This is a genomic window from Streptomyces sp. MH60 (assembly GCF_002939385.1).
In the GTDB taxonomy this organism is placed as follows: domain Bacteria; phylum Actinomycetota; class Actinomycetes; order Streptomycetales; family Streptomycetaceae; genus Streptomyces.
This window is the reverse complement of the sequence record NZ_MULI01000118.1, coordinates 1-16,024: the sequence shown is the minus strand read 5'-3', so window position 1 is coordinate 16,024 and position 16,024 is coordinate 1. Positions and strand designations below refer to the sequence as shown.

Sequence of the window (16,024 nt, the reverse complement as noted above, 5' to 3'; positions counted from 1 at the left end):
CGCCGCGGCCGAGGCCGCCGCCGAGGCGGCCGGTGCGGAGCCGGCGAAGCCGGTCGAGGAGAGCGCGGAGGCTCCGGAGGAGCAGTCCGCCGGATCGCGCCGCCGCCGCAAGCGCCGGGGTGCCGCCGCCGAGGAGGCCGCCGAGGAGCGGGCCACCGCCGCCGTCGCCCAGGCCGAGCCCCAGGCAGAGGCCGACGCGGAGCCCGAGCCCGAGGCCGAGTCCGAGGCCGACTCCGAGTCCGACGAGGACCACGACGACCACGACGACGCCGAAGGCTACGAGGAGTCCGGCTCGCGCCGTCGCCGTCGCCGGGGCGGCCGTCGTCGCCGCCGGGGTGACGCCGCCGACGGCGACCTGACGGACGGCGAGGCCGAGCACACCGCCGCCGATCAGGACGCTCCGGACACCGCCGAGGAGGCGGAGGAGGACGCCGAGGAGAGCGAGGAGGCCGCCGACGAGGGCGGTTCCAGCAGCAGCCGGCGCCGCCGTCGCCGTCGCCGCCGGGCCGGGGACGGCTCCGGGGAGGCCGCGTCCTCCTCCGACGACCCCGAGCGCACCGTCGTCAAGGTCCGCGAGCCGCGGCCCGCGCGGGAGAAGAGCGAGCCGTCCGACGAGGTGCAGTCCATCAAGGGCTCGACCCGTCTGGAGGCCAAGAAGCAGCGCCGCCGGGAGGGCCGCGAGCAGGGCCGCCGGCGCGTGCCGATCATCACCGAGGCCGAGTTCCTGGCCCGCCGCGAGGCCGTCGAGCGCGTCATGGTCGTCCGCCAGCACGGCGAGCGCACCCAGATCGGCGTCCTGGAGGACGGGGTGCTCGTCGAGCACTACGTCAACAAGGAGCAGGCCACCTCGTACGTCGGCAACGTCTACCTCGGCAAGGTGCAGAACGTGCTGCCGTCGATGGAGGCCGCCTTCATCGACATCGGCAAGGGCCGCAACGCCGTCCTGTACGCCGGTGAGGTCAACTTCGAGGCGCTGGGCATGGCCAACGGCCCGCGCCGCATCGAGTCCGCCCTCAAGTCCGGCCAGCCGGTCCTGGTGCAGGTCACCAAGGACCCGATCGGTCACAAGGGCGCCCGCCTGACCAGCCAGGTCTCGCTGCCCGGCCGCTACCTGGTCTACGTGCCCGAGGGCTCGATGACCGGCATCAGCCGCAAGCTGCCCGACACCGAGCGGTCCCGGCTGAAGACGATCCTGAAGAAGATCGTCCCCGAGGACGCGGGCGTCATCGTGCGCACCGCCGCCGAGGGCGCCAGCGAGGACGAGCTGCGTCGCGACGTCGAGCGGCTCCAGGCGCAGTGGGAGGACATCCAGAAGAAGGCGAAGAGCGGCGGCAGCTCGAACGCGCCCTCGCTGCTCTACGGCGAGCCGGACATGACCGTCCGGGTCGTGCGCGACATCTTCAACGAGGACTTCTCCAAGGTCGTCGTCAGCGGCGACGACGCCTGGCAGACCATCCACGGCTACGTGTCCCACGTGGCGCCGGACCTCGCCGAGCGGCTGTCCAAGTGGACCAGCGAGGTCGACGTCTTCGCCACGTACCGGATCGACGAGCAGCTCGCCAAGGCGCTGGACCGCAAGGTCTGGCTGCCCAGCGGCGGTTCGCTGGTGATCGACCGGACCGAGGCGATGGTCGTCATCGACGTCAACACCGGCAAGTTCACCGGTCAGGGCGGCAACCTCGAGGAGACGGTCACCAGGAACAACCTGGAGGCGGCCGAGGAGATCGTGCGCCAGCTCAGGCTGCGCGACCTCGGCGGCATCATCGTCATCGACTTCATCGACATGGTCCTGGAGTCCAACCGGGACCTGGTGCTGCGGCGCCTGCTGGAGTGCCTGGGCCGGGACCGGACCAAGCACCAGGTCGCCGAGGTGACCTCGCTGGGCCTGGTGCAGATGACCCGCAAGCGGGTCGGCCAGGGCCTGCTGGAGTCCTTCTCGGAGACCTGCGTCCACTGCAACGGCCGCGGTGTCATCGTCCACCTCGACCAGCCGACGTCCGCCGCGGGCGGCGGCGGTGGCAAGCGCCGCAAGCGGGCCCGGGCCGGCGGCGAGCAGCCGCACGAGCACGAGGCCGTCGCCGGGGTCGAGACCGGCCCGACGGCGGAGCAGGAGGCGGACACCGAGTCCGAGTCCGAGGTGGCCGCCGAGGTGGCCGAGCCGGTCGCCCTCCCGGCGCCCGACTTCAGCGCGGACGAGGAGCTGTACAGCAGTGCCGCCGAGGCCGAGGCCGCCGCCACGCGGGGCCGTGGCCGCCGTCGCGCGAGCCGTCGGGCGTCCGCCCCGGCCGGTGCGCCGAAGGCCGCGAAGGCCGAGTCCGCGTCCGGCGAGGCGCCGACCGCGCAGGACGTCACGGTGCGGGAGGAGGTCGAGCGTCCCGTGCGGCGCGAGCCCGCCGCCGAGGTGCTGGCCGAGCCCGCCGCCGTCGAGGACGCGGTCTCCGGCGCCCCCGCCCCGGCTCCGTCCGAGGTGTCGGCGCCCGCGTCGGAGGAGGCCGCGCCCAAGGGCCGTACCCGCCGTCGGGCCACCCGGAAGGTGTCCGCACCGGCCGGTTCCCCCGAGGGCGCCGAGGCCGCCGTACTGACGGTCCCGGAGACCACGGTGTCCGAGCAGCCCGAGAAGTCCGAGCGGCCCGAGCAGCCCGAGCAGGCGGCTGAGGCCCCGGCCGCCGCCGAGGTGGCCGAGAGCGCCGCCCCGGCCCGGCCGCGGCGGCGTGCGGTGCGCAAGCCCACCACGTCCACCGCGTCCGAGGAGGCGGCCGTCGTGGTCGTCCCGTCGGCCCCGGCGGAGGACGCGGACGGGCAGGCCGGTGAGCAGACCGACGCCGAGGCCGCACCGGCCAAGAAGGCGGCGGCCCGCAAGACGGCCAAGAAGGCGACGGCGAAGAAGGCCGCCACCAAGAAGACCGCGGCCAAGAAGACGACGACCGCGAAGAAGGCCACCGCCAAGAAGGCGGCCAAGACGACGACCGCCAAGAAGGCCACGGCCAAGAAGACGGCGTCGAAGAAGACCGCGGCGGCCGCCCAGCAGGCACCGTCGTCGGTCACGGCCGCCACCGACGAGGGCTGATCCGGCACCTGTCCCGAAACGTGTGGCCCCGTCCGGAGGGATTCCGCCCGGACGGGGCCACACGTTTCCCCGGGCCTTCCCGGGCGCATCATCAACGACAGCCGCGCCGCCGCGGTGACGGGCGAGGAGAGGAGACCGCGTGCCGGTACTGACGAGGCTCATCCCCTCGCCGCTCGTCGTGGACGTCCGGCCGGGCGCCCTGGACGACCTGGCGAGCGTCCTCGCGGACCAGCGGATCTCGCAGTCCGGGAAGCTGGCCGTGGCGATCAGCGACGGCTCGGGGGCACGGCTGCGCCGGCGGCTGGAGCCGTCCCTGCCCGGCGCCGACTGGTTCGAGGTCGGCGGCGGCACCCTCGACGACGCGGTGCGGCTGGCCGACGACATGAAGTCGGGGCGCTACGACGCGGTCGTGGGGCTCGGCGGCGGCAAGGTCATCGACTGCGCCAAGTTCGCCGCGGCCCGGGTCGGCCTGCCCATGGTCGCCGTGGCCACCAACCTGTCCCACGACGGCATCTGCTCGCCCGTCTCGATCCTCGACAACGACGCGGGCCGCGGCTCCTACGGCGTGCCGACGCCCATCGCGCTCGTCGTCGACCTCGCGGTGATCCGCGAGGCGCCGATCCGCTTCGTGCGCTCCGGGATCGGCGACGCCGTCTCCAACATCTCCGCGGTCGCCGACTGGGAGCTGGCCCACCGGGTGAACGGTGAGAAGGTCGACGGCCTCGCCGCCGCCCTCGCCCGGCAGGCCGGGGAGGCCGTGCTGCGTCACCCGGGCGGCTGCGGCGACGACGGGTTCCTGACCGTGCTGACCGAGGGCCTGGTGCTGTCCGGCATCGCCATGACCATTGCCGGGCACACCCGTCCCTCGTCCGGCGCCTGCCACGAGATCAGCCACGCCCTCGACCTGCTGTACCCCCGGCGCGCGGCCAGCCACGGCGAGCAGGTGGGCATCGGCGCGGCCTTCGCGACGTACTTGCGCGGTGACCGGGAGGGTGCCCTGCTGATGGCGGACACGCTGCGCAGGCACGGGCTGCCGGTGGTGGCCCGGGAGATCGGGTTCGACGACGAGGAGTTCGTGCGGGCCGTGGGATTCGCGCCGCAGACCCGGCCCGGCCGGTACACGATCCTGGAGCACCTCGACCTGTCGCCCGCGCGGGCGGGGGAGGCGTACGCCGAGTACGTCGCGGCGGTGACCGGCTGATCCGGGGTCCTGCTCACGGGCTCCCGGGGCCCGGTTTGACCCCTGTCGTGCGGCCCCGTAATCTTGACCGTCGGCGTGTCGACTGACGCGTCACATCCCCGTAAACCTCTTTCCTTCCGGATGCGGGCCCGCAAGGGCCCCGGCCGGGAGAGGCTGTCCGTGTGTCACCGGGTGGCTGGACTGCGGGGGTGCCGTTCCGAGCGAGAGAGTGAGATCCGCGTGTACGCCATCGTGCGCAGCGGTGGTCGCCAGCACAAGGTTGCTGTCGGCGACATCGTTGAGGTTGACAAGATTTCCACCGCCCAGGTCGGCGACACGGTCGAGCTCTCGACCCTGCTCGTGGTTGACGGCGACGCTGTGACCAGCGACCCGTGGGTGCTGGCCGGCATCAAGGTCCAGGCCGAGGTCGTGGACCACCACAAGGGCCAGAAGATCGACATTCTGCGCTACAAGAACAAGACCGGCTACCGCCGTCGTCAGGGCCACCGCCAGCAGTACACGGCGATCAAGGTCACTGAGATCCCCGCGGCTGCGAAGTAAGGGACTGAGGAGACATGGCACACAAGAAGGGCGCATCGTCCACCCGGAACGGTCGCGACTCGAATGCCCAGCGGCTCGGCGTGAAGCGCTTCGGCGGTCAGGCCGTCAACGCGGGTGAGATCCTGGTCCGCCAGCGTGGCACCCACTTCCACCCCGGCGCCGGCGTCGGCCGTGGCGGCGACGACACGCTGTTCGCGCTGCAGGCCGGTGCGGTGCAGTTCGGTACCCACCGTGGCCGCAAGGTCGTGAACATCGTTCCGGTCGCCTGATCGGACACTTTCGCGAGGCGGGCCTCACTTCCCCGAGGGGAAGCGGGTCCGCCTTTCGCGTGTTACCCAAGAGACATCCCCGCAGTAGGCAGTAACTGGAGGCACATCCCATGACCACCTTCGTGGACCGCGTCGAACTGCACGTCGCCGCGGGTAACGGAGGCCACGGCTGTGCCTCCGTCCACCGTGAGAAGTTCAAGCCGCTCGGCGGCCCGGACGGCGGCAACGGCGGCCGGGGCGGCGACGTGATCCTCACCGTGGACCAGTCGGTGACCACGCTCCTCGACTACCACCACTCCCCGCACCGCAAGGCCACCAACGGCAAGCCCGGCGAGGGCGGCAACCGCTCCGGCAAGGACGGCCAGGACCTGGTCCTGCCCGTACCGGACGGCACCGTGGTCCTCGACGGCGCGGGCAACGTGCTGGCCGACCTGGTCGGCCACGGCACCTCCTACGTCGCCGCGCAGGGCGGCCGGGGCGGCCTCGGCAACGCGGCGCTGGCCTCCGCGCGGCGCAAGGCGCCCGGTTTCGCGCTGCTCGGCGAGCCCGGCGACCTCCAGGACATCCACCTGGAGCTGAAGACCGTCGCCGACGTGGCGCTGGTCGGCTACCCGAGCGCCGGCAAGTCCTCGCTGATCTCCGTGCTGAGCGCGGCCAAGCCGAAGATCGCCGACTATCCCTTCACGACGCTCGTGCCCAACCTGGGCGTGGTGACGGCCGGATCGACCGTGTACACCGTCGCCGACGTCCCCGGTCTCATCCCCGGCGCCAGCCAGGGCAAGGGCCTGGGCCTGGAGTTCCTGCGGCACGTGGAGCGGTGCAGCGTGCTGGTGCACGTCCTGGACACGGCGACGCTGGAGTCCGAGCGCGACCCGCTGTCCGACCTGGACGTCATCGAGGCCGAGCTGCGCGAGTACGGCGGCCTGGACAACCGGCCCCGGACCGTCGTCCTCAACAAGATCGACGTGCCCGACGGCAAGGACCTCGCCGAGATGGTCCGGCCGGACCTGGAGGCGCGCGGTTACCGGGTCTTCGAGGTGTCGGCGGTGGCCCACATGGGCCTGAAGGAGCTGTCCTTCGCGCTGGCCGAGCTGGTCGCCACGGCGCGTGCCGCCCGGCCCAAGGAGGAGGCCACCCGGATCGTCATCCGGCCCAAGGCCGTGGACGACGCGGGCTTCACCGTCACCCGCGAGGAGGACGGCCTGTTCCGGGTGCGCGGCGAGAAGCCCGAACGCTGGGTGCGCCAGACCGACTTCAGCAACGACGAGGCCGTCGGCTACCTCGCCGACCGGCTCAACCGCCTCGGTGTCGAGGAGCGGTTGATGAAGGCGGGCGCGCGGAACGGCGACGGCATCGCCATCGGCCCCGAGGACAACGCGGTCGTCTTCGACTGGGAGCCCTCGGTCACGGCGGGCGCCGAGATGCTCGGCCGCCGCGGCGAGGACCACCGCTTCGAGGCGCCCCGCCCGGCCGCCCAGCGACGCCGGGACCGCGACGCCGAACGGGACGAGTCCCAGCAGGAGTTCGACGGCTTCGAGCCGTTCTGACCCCTCTGTGACAGCACCGCGCACGGCCGCCCGTGGAACCACAGTCCCGCGGGCGGCATCTTGCTGTGCACAGGGTTACACAGGTGTGTCGGGGCCGTGACCCGCCGCCGGGCAGCCGTGTGTACGTTGTGAGGAGGATGTGGCCACACGTGTGGCCAGGGGCGGGGGAGCGGCCTGACCAGCCGCTCCCGGGAGCAGAGAGAAGCCGCAAAGTGAAGATCGCATTCCTCGTTCGGGATTTGTGCCACATGGGGGGCGTGGTCAGCGCCACGCAGAACCTCGCCGGGGCACTGGCCGAGCGGCACGACGTCGAGATCGTGGCGCTGCGCAAGGTGCGCGACGAGTCGTACTTCCCGCTGGACCCGCGGGTCAAGGTCCGGGCGCTCACCGACATGCGGCCGCACTCCCCGGTGTCCGACGTGGACAACCCGCTGTCCGACAAGTTCCCGCTGATCTACCCGCTCAACGCCGGTGCCAAGACGCCGGTGGTGAGCCGGCTCGCGGAGCTGCGGCTGCTGGAGTACTTCGCCACCACCGACGCCGACGTCGTGGTCAGCTCCAGCCCGCGCAACACGATCATGCTGGCGCAGGCACCGGGCGACTTCCTGAAGGTCACCCAGGAGCACTCGATGCCCGCCATCTACGCCACGGACATCAAGCAGCGCCTCTTCCCGGCCTACCGGCACCTGGACGCCCTCACGGCACTCACCCCGGAGGAGGTCGCCTCGCTCGCCCGGCAGGTCCCCGCGGTGCGCAACCGCCTGGCGGTGATGCCCAACTGCGTGCCCGCCTCCACGATCCGCTCCAGCGGCACCAACAAGGTGGTGGTCTCCGCCGGTCACCTGACGGACAACAAGAACCACGCCCTGCTGATCGAGGCCTTCGCCAAGGTGCACGCCGTCGCACCGGACTGGACCCTGCGCATCTACGGCCACGGCGCCGAGAAGAAGAAGCTGCGGGCCCGCATCGAGGAACTGGGGCTGTCCAACAGCATCCTGCTGATGGGCCAGACCTCGCCCGTCACCCCGGAGTTCGGCAAGGCCTCGATCTTCGTCCTGCCCTCCAAGCGGGAGGCGTTCGGCAACGTCGTCGTCGAGGCGATGGCCGCCGGGCTGCCCGTCGTCGCCACGGACGCCGACCACGGGCCGCGCAACATCCTCACCGACGGCGAGGACGGGCTGATCGTCCCGCGCGGCGACGTGGAGGCGATGGCCGAGGCGATCCGGCGCCTGGTCCAGGACGACGAACTGCGCCTGAAGATGGCCGCCGCCGGCATCCGCAACGCCGAGCGCTTCCACGAGCGGGCCAGCCGCGAACGCTTCGAGGCCATCCTGGAGGAGGCCTTCGCCCGCAAGGAGCTGCCCCGCCACGCCACGGCCCGGGTGGACCGGGAGGGCTCGGTCCACGTCGCGGTCGGCACACTGCCGCCGAGCGCCGGGCAGGCCGACCTGGTCCTGCGCAAGGGCGGCGCCGGCGGCGAGGAGCACCGCTTCCCGTTCTCCGCCGAGGGCGACGCCGTCGTGCCCTGGGACGCCGGGGTGCCGCACGGCACCTGGGAGCTGACCCTGGCCACCCGCGAGGGCGAGCGCGAGGTGGCGCTCACCACCGACGGCTACGGCTGCGACACCCGGGACCTGCTCGCCGTGGAACTGCCGCGCGCGCAGGGGCCGTCCCTGGCGCTGCTGCTGCCGCACCTGCACGAGGACGGCGGGCTGCGGCTGCGCAGCGCGCTGCGTGACGTGCACGCCGAGGTCGGCCCGGTCAGGGTCGACGAGCGGACCATCGCCGTACGCGCCGAACTGTGGGGCGCACGGGTCGCCGCGGGCGCCGTGGTGGAGGCCGTGCACCGCCGGGACAAGGAGCGGGTGCTGACCTTCCCGCTGCGCGACGAGGGCGACGGCTGGGTGGCCGTGGACCTGGACTGCGCCACCCTGGTGCGCGAGCACGGTGAGCACGGCGAGGCTGACGAGGAGAAGGAAGTCATCTGGGACCTGTCGCTGCGCGCCGCGCCCGACGCGCCCCGAGTGCCGCTTGCCAAGCTGGGCACCGACGTACTCCAGCCGATCAACGTGTTCACCTTCCCCCGCCCGGTGATCAGCGAGGCCGTGGCCGCCCCGCCGACCGTGCTGACCCGCGCGGTGCGCAAGTCCCGCCGGGCGCTGGGCCAGACGCCCGCCCCGCTGCCGCCCACCCGCCGGCGCACCGAGCTGCGGCCCTACTTCACGGCCGCCTGCCAGCTCGCGGTGAAGACCGTGCGGCTCTGAGCCGACCGGAGACGAAAGGGGCGGGGCCCGGAGGATCACGATCCTCCGGGCCCCGCCCCGTTGCCTTGGCGGCAGCGGGTCAGCCCTCCCGCGCCTGCTCGATCATCCGGTCGACGACCCGCGCGGAGGCGTTGCCGTCGTCCAGGTCGCAGAACAGGTGGTGGAAGCGGTCGAACCGCTCCTGGTACTCCGCCCGCACCTGGTCGATGTCCCGGATCGCGTCGACCAGTTCCTTGGAGTTGTCGATCAGCGGACCGGGGGAGTCCTGCTCGAAGTCGAAGTAGAACCCGCGCAGCGTGTCCCGGTAGTGCTCCAGGTCGTACGTGAAGAACAGCATCGGCCGCTTCAGGTGCGCGTAGTCGAACATCACCGACGAATAGTCCGTGATCATGATGTCCGCCGCGATGTAGAGGTCGACGATGTCCGGGTACTCCGAGGCGTCCCACACGAACCCGTTGCCCGCGCCCGGCACCGCGTCCACCACGTTGGAGTGGCGGCGGATCAGCAGCACGTGGTCGTCGCCGAGGCGGCGCTGGGCGTCCTCGAGGTCGATGCGCAGGTCGAACAGGTACTGCCCGGCGCTGTGCGACTGGTCGTCGCGCCAGGTCGGCGCGTACAGGACGACCTTCTTGCCCTCGGGCAGGCCGAGCGCCTTCTTCACCCGCGCCGTGATCGCGTCCCGGTCGGCGGAGTACAGGTAGTCGTTGCGGGGGTAGCCCGCCTCCTGGATCTCACCGTCGTAGGAGAACGCCCGCTTCAGGATCGGCGTGCTGAAGCGGTTGGAGGACACCAGCAGGCTCCACTGCTTGGCCTCCAGCGCCAGCTTCTCCTGGTAGCGCCGGTCGAAGTGCAGGGTGTCGATGTCGTGCCCGATCTTCTTCAGCATCGTGCCGTGCCAGGTCTGCACGATCGACTGGCCGGGGCGGCGCACGATCCAGTCGGGAAGGTGGCCGTTGGTGACGATGTAGCGGCTGGAGGCCAGCGCCTCGTACCACTCCTTGCCCCACATGCGGATCTTCTCGACCCCGTCCGGCAGGTTGACCTGGCCGTCACGGACCGCCCACAGGTGCTTCAGGTCCGCGCCGCGCCGCACCAGCTCCTCGTACATCGCGCGCGGGCTGTCCGAGAACTGCTTGCCGTTGTAGCTCAGGTAGAAGACCTGGTCCTTGAGCGGCTGCTGGAACAGCGGCTCGTAGACCGTCCGGCGCAGCTCCTTCTGGCGGTACGGGCCGCGCTCCAGGTCGCTCAGCTCGGAACGGGCGTTCAGCTGCGGGAAGTCGCCCCAGCGGTTCTCCAGCCAGTAGCGGCGGCCGTTCAGTTCGGCCTGGACCGGGAACGAGTCCGCGGCCAGCCGGTCGGTCACGAAGGGGACGTCGGGCGCGCCCTCCTCGTCGGGCCGCAGGAAGAGGTTCCAGCGGCCGGCCCGCAGCGGGACGTCGCCCGCGCCGCCGAGGCGGGAGGGATCGAAGGACACCTCGAAGCGTCCGCCGTCGAGCCACCGGGTCTCGACGAAGCGCTCCTCGTAGCGGTTGCGCGGCTTGAGCAGGAAGCGGGAGCCGGACAGCCGCGGGTCGGCGTGCCCGGTGAGGGCGATCTCGCCGTCCCGCACCGTGGCGGTGTCGATCACGGCGCGGCGGGTGCGGCCGGAGAACTTCAGGTACCCGGTGTGGCCCGCCACGGCGGCCAGCTCCACCAGGTGCGACTGGGTGCCGAGGGAGACCGGCAGCGCGAACTCGGCGTCGCTCAGGCCCTCCTGCATCACGGTGCCGAAGCGGCGCTCGGTGCCCGTCGGGCCGGTCGCGACCAGCACCGTGGACCAGGTCCGCTTCTCCGGCTGCGCCTTCTCGTCGACGCCCTCGTGGAAGATCAGCGCCACGTCCGCGATCGGCACCTCGACCGAGAAGGACTGCCCGGAGCCCGTGCGCTCCACGGTGACGGGGTACTCGAGGGTCTCGGCGCCCTTCTGGTTCTTGACCCGCAGGGCCACCTGCTCGTCCGCCGCCAGGGGCTCGCGGATCTCACCGGTGACCTTGATCCGGTCGCCCTCCAGGGTGCGGCCGGTGATCAGGGCGCGGACCTTCTCGATCCGCAGCTTCAGCGCCCCGCGCTCCACGGCGGGCAGCATCCGGAAGTCCGGGCTCAGCCAGTGGTACGGCGGGAAGTTGCAGGCCGCGCCGCCGCTGGAGTGGACCGCGTGGCGCCGCACCAGGCCGGAGGCGAAGATGCCCAGGCCCACGTGCCACACGGCCTCCTGCCACTCGCCGCCCTTGCGGAGCCGGGCGGGGTCGATGGTGACCTCCCAGCCGGCCCACTCGTAGTTGTAGCGGTCCTGGCCGGAGTCGGTGGTGACCTCGGGGCGCGGCAGATTGCGGGCCGGCAGCAGGATGCGGCGGCGGGAGCGGTCCTTGCGCAGCTGGAGCACCTTGACCGAGGCCTTGCGCGTGGGCAGGTCGATCTTGTCGATCCAGGCGTTGCCGGACAGCACGAGCTTGCCGCCGGACCAGCTCACCTCCTGCAGCGGGGCGCGCATGTTCAGGTGCTGGTCGATGCGCAGCGCCCCCTTGGGCAGGTGCAGATCCGCACCCTCCAGGGAGGGGAAGGAGGCGTACTTGCGGACCAGGCCGCTGACCTCGGGGGTCTCCCGGCGGCGCTGGCCGGCCAGCAGGGCGATCAGCTCCTCCATCTGGTGCTTGCGCACCAGCAGCCACTGCACGCGCAGCTCGGCCGGGAGGTCCATGACGACCTTGGGGTCGATGCTGTCCAGGAAGCGGTTCGCCGAACGCAGGAACTCGGCCCGGTACTCCTCGTCGCCGTCCGGCACCACGTTGAGGAAGAGCCGCAGGTCGTCGCGGAGGACACGGGTGTCGTACTCGCGCTTGAGGCGGGCGTAGGTCTCGCCGGGCTGCTCGGCGAGGAAGGCGCTGATCTCCATCACGGAGGTGACCCGGTCGCGCACGCCCGCCGGGTCGGTGCGCCGCTGGGTGATCGACGGGGCGGACTCGCCCTCGCGCAGCCGCCAGTAGTAGCAGGGCTCCGAGATGACGTCGACGCTCTCCGCCAGGTAGTGGGCCCGCATGGTGACCGGGGTGTCCTCGTACAGCCGGCCCTCGGGGAAGGCGAAGCCGTGCTTCTCCCAGAAGGTGCGCCGGAAGACCTTGTTGCAGGCGATGCGGTCGGCGACGAGCTTGGCGTAGCGGGATATGTGGGTGCCCAGCCGGGCCTCACCGGCCAGCATCCGCATCAGCGGCACCTGCCAGGACTTCTCGCCCTTGAGGTGGTAGACGTTGCCGGTCGCGAAGTCCGAGCCGCTCTCGTCGAGGCTGCCGACCATGAGCCGGTAGGCGTCCGGCGGGATCAGGTCGTCGCTGTCGACGAAGGTCAGGAACTCGGACTCGGGCGCCAGGTGGGTCATGCCCGTGTTGCGGGCCGCGCCCAGGCCGCCGTTCTCCTTGCGTATGAGCTTGAAGCGCGGGTCGCGGGAGGCGTACTCCTCGGCGATGGCGGCGGAGCCGTCGGGTGAACCGTCGTCCACCATCAGGACCTCGAAGTCACGGAAGGTCTGTGCCGCGAGCGAGTCCAGACAGGCGGGGAGGTAACGCTCCACGTCGTAGATGGGGACGATGACACTGAGCCGAGGGGCCATGGCTTGGTGATCTCCTTTCGGGGTCAGGCCCGCTCGACCAGTTCGAGCGCCTGGGCGGGGGTCGGGGCGTGGTGGCGTTCGTCGAACGGGACGATGGGCGGCAGGCTCTCTTCACCGAGGAAGACGCGCCGCACCACCCGTTCGGCTGCGTGTCCGTCGTCGAATTCGCAGAAACGCCGGCGGAAGGTGTCCCGGCGCTCGGTCGTCTCCTGGCTGTCGTACGCGCCGGAGGTGAGCAGCCGCAGCAGTTCCGTCTGCGTGGTGGCCACCGCACCGGGCGGTTCCTGGAGCAGGTCGAAGTAGGTGCCGCGCACCGCCGAGTAGACGTCCCAGTCGGGGACGTAGCTGATGATCGGGCGGTCGAGGACGGCGTAGTCGAACATCGCCGAGGAGTAGTCCGTGATCAGGGCGTCGGCCGCGAGGTACAGCTCCTCCACCCGGGCGTGCCCGGAGACGTCGACGATGCGGCCGGTGCGGCGCAGTTCGTTGACGTGCGGGGAGTTGCCGTAGAAGTAGTGGCCGCGCACCAGCAGGGTCACGTCGGGCCCGAGTTCGCGGGCGAACCTGCCCAGGTCCAGGGGCGGGGTGAAGCCCGGCTGGTACTCGCGGTGCGTCGGCATGTACAGGAACGCCTTGGTGCCGTCGGCCAGCCCGAGCGCGGCGCGGGCGGCGCGTACGTCCTCGGACGTGGCGCTGACGAGGACGTCGTTGCGCGGGTAGCCGGTCTCCAGCGTGGTGTACGAGCAGGGGTAGACCCGCTCCCAGATCACGGTCGAGAACTGGTTGGCGCTGATGCTGTAGTCCCAGCGGTCGCACCGCTCCAGCAGCTTCTCGAAGTCCATGTCGGTGGAGGCCGGGTACTTCTGCTGGTCCAGGCCCATCGTCTTCAGCGGTGTGCCGTGGTGGGTCTGCACGTGGATCTGTCCCTCGCGCTTGACCACGGAGTCCGCGAAGTTCACGTTGTTCACGAGGTACTTGGCGCGGGCCAGGGCCGCCCAGTAGTCGCGGGAGCCCACGCGGACGACCTTCACGCCCTTCGGCACCTGGTCCGCGTTTTCCGCGCGGACCGCCCAGACCCGGCGCATGTGCGGGGCCAGCCGGGCCAGTTCGGCGTCGATCGCGGCGGGGTTGCAGGAGACGCTGCGGCTCCAGTAGGCGGAGAACAGCACCAGGTTGTCGTCCAGCGGCAGCCTGAGCTGCGACTGGTAGAAGGCGCCCATCGCACTGCGCTTGGAGCGGTTGAGCGCGGTGCGGGTGCGGGTCTTGACCCGCTGGCGGAACTTCACCGCCGTCAGGGCGCTCACCATGGTCGTGTAGGCGTCGCGCTCCAGCATCCCGTACTTGTGGCCGCGGCCGCCGCCGGGGCGGGTGAAGCCCTTCGGCACCCGGGCGCGGTAGTCGGCCGAGGCCCGGTGGAAGAACTCCGCGCGCGCGTCCTGCGGCAGGCGGCCGGGACGCTCCAGGATGGTCAGGTAGTGGTCGACCATCTTGCGGAACAACGGCCCGCGCCACTCGGTGAGTTCCTCGTGCGCGTCGAGGTAGTCGAAGACCCGCTGGTACTGGTCGAAGACGTCGAAGTGCTTGCGGCTGACCGTCTTGAGGATGTTGCCGCCCTCGCGCCGCTGCCGGTAGTGCACGCAGACCCGGTCGAGCACGGCGATCCGCTCGGTGCTGATCAGGGAGCAGAACGTCCAGGGGGCGTCCTCGTAGTACCCGGGCGGGAAGGTGAGTCCGGTCCGGGTGACGAAGTCGCGCCGGTAGGCCTTGTTCCACACGATCTGGAGCAGGTCGAGCAACTGGGGGCGCTCGGCGAGGGAGAAGGTGTCCGGTCCCTCCTCCTTCAGGAGGTCGGCCCGCAGGTTCGGGCGGACGCGGCCGTCCCAGTAGGTACGCGCGTAGTCGAAGATCAGGATCTCGGGATCGCCGGTGGCCTCGAGCCGGTCCCGGATGGCCGAAAGGGCACCGTCGGACAGCGTGTCGTCACTGTCCAGGAACAACACGTAATCGCCGGTGGCCTTTTCGAGTCCGGCGTTGCGCGCACGTCCCAGGCCCACGTTTTCCGTGAGGTGAATCACATGAATCCGGGTGTCCCGTTTCGCGTACTCGTCGAGAATGGCCCCTGACCCGTCCGGCGAGCAGTCGTCGACTGCGATGATCTCGAAGTCCGTGCAGTCCTGCCCGAGTATGGAGTCAAGGCACTCGGGCAGATAGCCCTGCACCTTGTACACGGGGACAACGAGAGAGAGCTTGGGCATCCTTACAACCTGTTCCGAGAACTGACCACGGGACCGCGGGCTGGGACCGGAACGCGCTCCGGGCACCGCTCGGGCCTGGAGCGCGCCGCCGCATCAGCGTAAAGGATTCACGCGGAGTTTCCGCGGGCACGGTAGCCGGACATCCTGCGCCCCGCCACAGCGGGAAATGGCCGGACCGGCCGCCCGAAAGGGCCGCGGGGAAGCGGCTGGAGAACTTCCTCACATTCGGACCCCCTGTCCTCTTTACCGACTTGCGTCGGTTTCCGCCCCTTGTGCCCGACTCGATTTCCCCGGCCCGTGGAAGGGCCCGCACCCGCTGACGCGGGTCCGTACGGAACGAGGGCGAGCTGGCTGGTCACGGGCGGCGCCGGGTACCGCGGCGGGTGCGGGGTGCGGACGCCGCCCGGGGTGGCGAAGGGAGCGGGTACGACGAAGCGGCCGCGCCCAGGGAGCGACGTGTCCGCGCGCGGCGCCGGCCCGGACACGCGGCCGGTGCCGCGCGCGACCGGCGGCGTGCTGGACCGCCCCTCCCGGACGGCGTGATTCGTGACCATGCTGTGACAGGCGTGGTGCACACCACGGCCCGGGAACGGGGCTCAGGCGTGGCCGTGCGGTTCCGGGGCCGCGGAGGGGGCGGACGGCCGGGCGGGTTCGCGGCGCGGGCCGGGGACGGGGAGTTCCGCGGCGAGCCGCTCCGCCATCCTGGCCCGGTGCCTGTCCGCCGCCGCGCACAGGTCCCGTACCGCACCGGCGAAGCGCTCCTGGGACGGCGGCTCGGCCGGACCCAGCAGACGCCGGGCCAACGCGGCGCGCTCCCCGGCGAGTTCGTCCCGCTCCGGATGGCGCACCGCCCGGAGGAGCGCGGGCACCCCGGACGCGTCCGGCGCCAGTACGGTCGCCGCCGCCACCGTCGGGAACGACTTGCGGAACACGTCCTCGGCCAGCGTGCTGGTGTTGGCGACCGCGTACGGCTTGCCGCTCGCCAGGAAGTCGCTGATCACGCTCGACACGTCGCTGATCAGCAGGTCGGCCTGGTTGAAACAGGCGTAGAGCGAGGGCCGGGCGTCCGTGACGACCTGGTGCTCCCACGCGGGCAGCGACGCCCAGTACGCCTCCTCCCACGCGGCCGCCGCCCGCCGCACCGCCTCGGCCCGCCCGGGCGGCGGCGCGGGCTGCCGCAGCATCCGCTCCGCCTGGTCCGCCGCCGACCGGAAACCGGCCGCGGTCAGCCGGTCCAG

General features: G+C 71.7%; 8 protein-coding genes and 1 pseudogene. 6 read left to right on the top strand and 3 right to left on the bottom strand.

The features are described 5' to 3' along the window. From BZZ08_RS36455 to BZZ08_RS36430, 6 genes are all read left to right on the top strand, one after another. Positions 1–3,067: Rne/Rng family ribonuclease (locus BZZ08_RS36455; RefSeq protein WP_104636449.1), on the top strand; the 3,067-nt coding region annotated here is incomplete at its 5' end. Positions 3,068–3,206: 139 nt separating this feature from the next. Next, a complete protein-coding gene (locus tag BZZ08_RS36450; RefSeq protein ID WP_198601903.1) occupies positions 3,207–4,268 on the top strand; it encodes an iron-containing alcohol dehydrogenase family protein in 1,062 nt (353 codons plus the stop codon). 219 nt (positions 4,269–4,487) lie between these two features. Then, the gene (gene rplU / locus BZZ08_RS36445) at positions 4,488–4,808 is read left to right on the top strand and encodes a 50S ribosomal protein L21 (protein WP_007449531.1); all 321 of its coding nucleotides are present in this window, start codon (positions 4,488–4,490) and stop codon (positions 4,806–4,808) included. A 14-nt stretch (positions 4,809–4,822) separates the two neighbouring features. Beyond that, complete coding sequence (gene rpmA / locus BZZ08_RS36440; RefSeq protein WP_003976205.1) at positions 4,823–5,077, top strand: 50S ribosomal protein L27; 255 nt, start codon at positions 4,823–4,825, stop codon at positions 5,075–5,077. A gap of 110 nt (positions 5,078–5,187) precedes the next feature. Continuing rightward, the gene (gene obgE / locus BZZ08_RS36435) at positions 5,188–6,624 is read left to right on the top strand and encodes a GTPase ObgE (protein ID WP_104636448.1); all 1,437 of its coding nucleotides are present in this window, start codon (positions 5,188–5,190) and stop codon (positions 6,622–6,624) included. A 248-nt stretch (positions 6,625–6,872) separates the two neighbouring features. Continuing rightward, the gene (locus BZZ08_RS36430; RefSeq protein ID WP_104636447.1) at positions 6,873–8,888 is read left to right on the top strand and encodes a glycosyltransferase; all 2,016 of its coding nucleotides are present in this window, start codon (positions 6,873–6,875) and stop codon (positions 8,886–8,888) included. Positions 8,889–8,967: 79 nt separating this feature from the next. Here the strand turns inward: BZZ08_RS36430 and BZZ08_RS36425 are convergent, their stop codons facing one another. The 3 genes and pseudogenes from BZZ08_RS36425 to BZZ08_RS36415 form a co-directional block, all read right to left on the bottom strand. Further along, complete coding sequence (locus BZZ08_RS36425; protein ID WP_104636446.1) at positions 8,968–12,531, bottom strand: bifunctional glycosyltransferase/CDP-glycerol:glycerophosphate glycerophosphotransferase; 3,564 nt, start codon at positions 12,529–12,531, stop codon at positions 8,968–8,970. A 23-nt stretch (positions 12,532–12,554) separates the two neighbouring features. Further along, on the bottom strand, positions 12,555–14,786 hold the full coding sequence (locus BZZ08_RS36420; RefSeq protein ID WP_104636445.1) for a bifunctional glycosyltransferase/CDP-glycerol:glycerophosphate glycerophosphotransferase: 2,232 nt from the start codon (positions 14,784–14,786) through the stop codon (positions 12,555–12,557). 596 nt (positions 14,787–15,382) lie between these two features. Beyond that, a pseudogene (locus tag BZZ08_RS36415) lies at positions 15,383–16,024 on the bottom strand (hypothetical protein); the annotation flags it as partial.

Bases quoted from the DNA above. Each gene is read 5' to 3' on its own strand.
- rpmA (WP_003976205.1), top strand. From the start codon at position 4,823: ATGGCACACAAGAAGGGCGCATCGTCCACCCGGAACGGTCGCGACTCG.
- obgE (WP_104636448.1), top strand. From the start codon at position 5,188: ATGACCACCTTCGTGGACCGCGTCGAACTGCACGTCGCCGCGGGTAAC.
- BZZ08_RS36430 (WP_104636447.1), top strand. From the start codon at position 6,873: ATGGGGGGCGTGGTCAGCGCCACGCAGAACCTCGCCGGGGCACTGGCC.
- BZZ08_RS36425 (WP_104636446.1), bottom strand. From the start codon at position 12,531: ATGGCCCCTCGGCTCAGTGTCATCGTCCCCATCTACGACGTGGAGCGT.
- BZZ08_RS36420 (WP_104636445.1), bottom strand. From the start codon at position 14,786: ATGCCCAAGCTCTCTCTCGTTGTCCCCGTGTACAAGGTGCAGGGCTAT.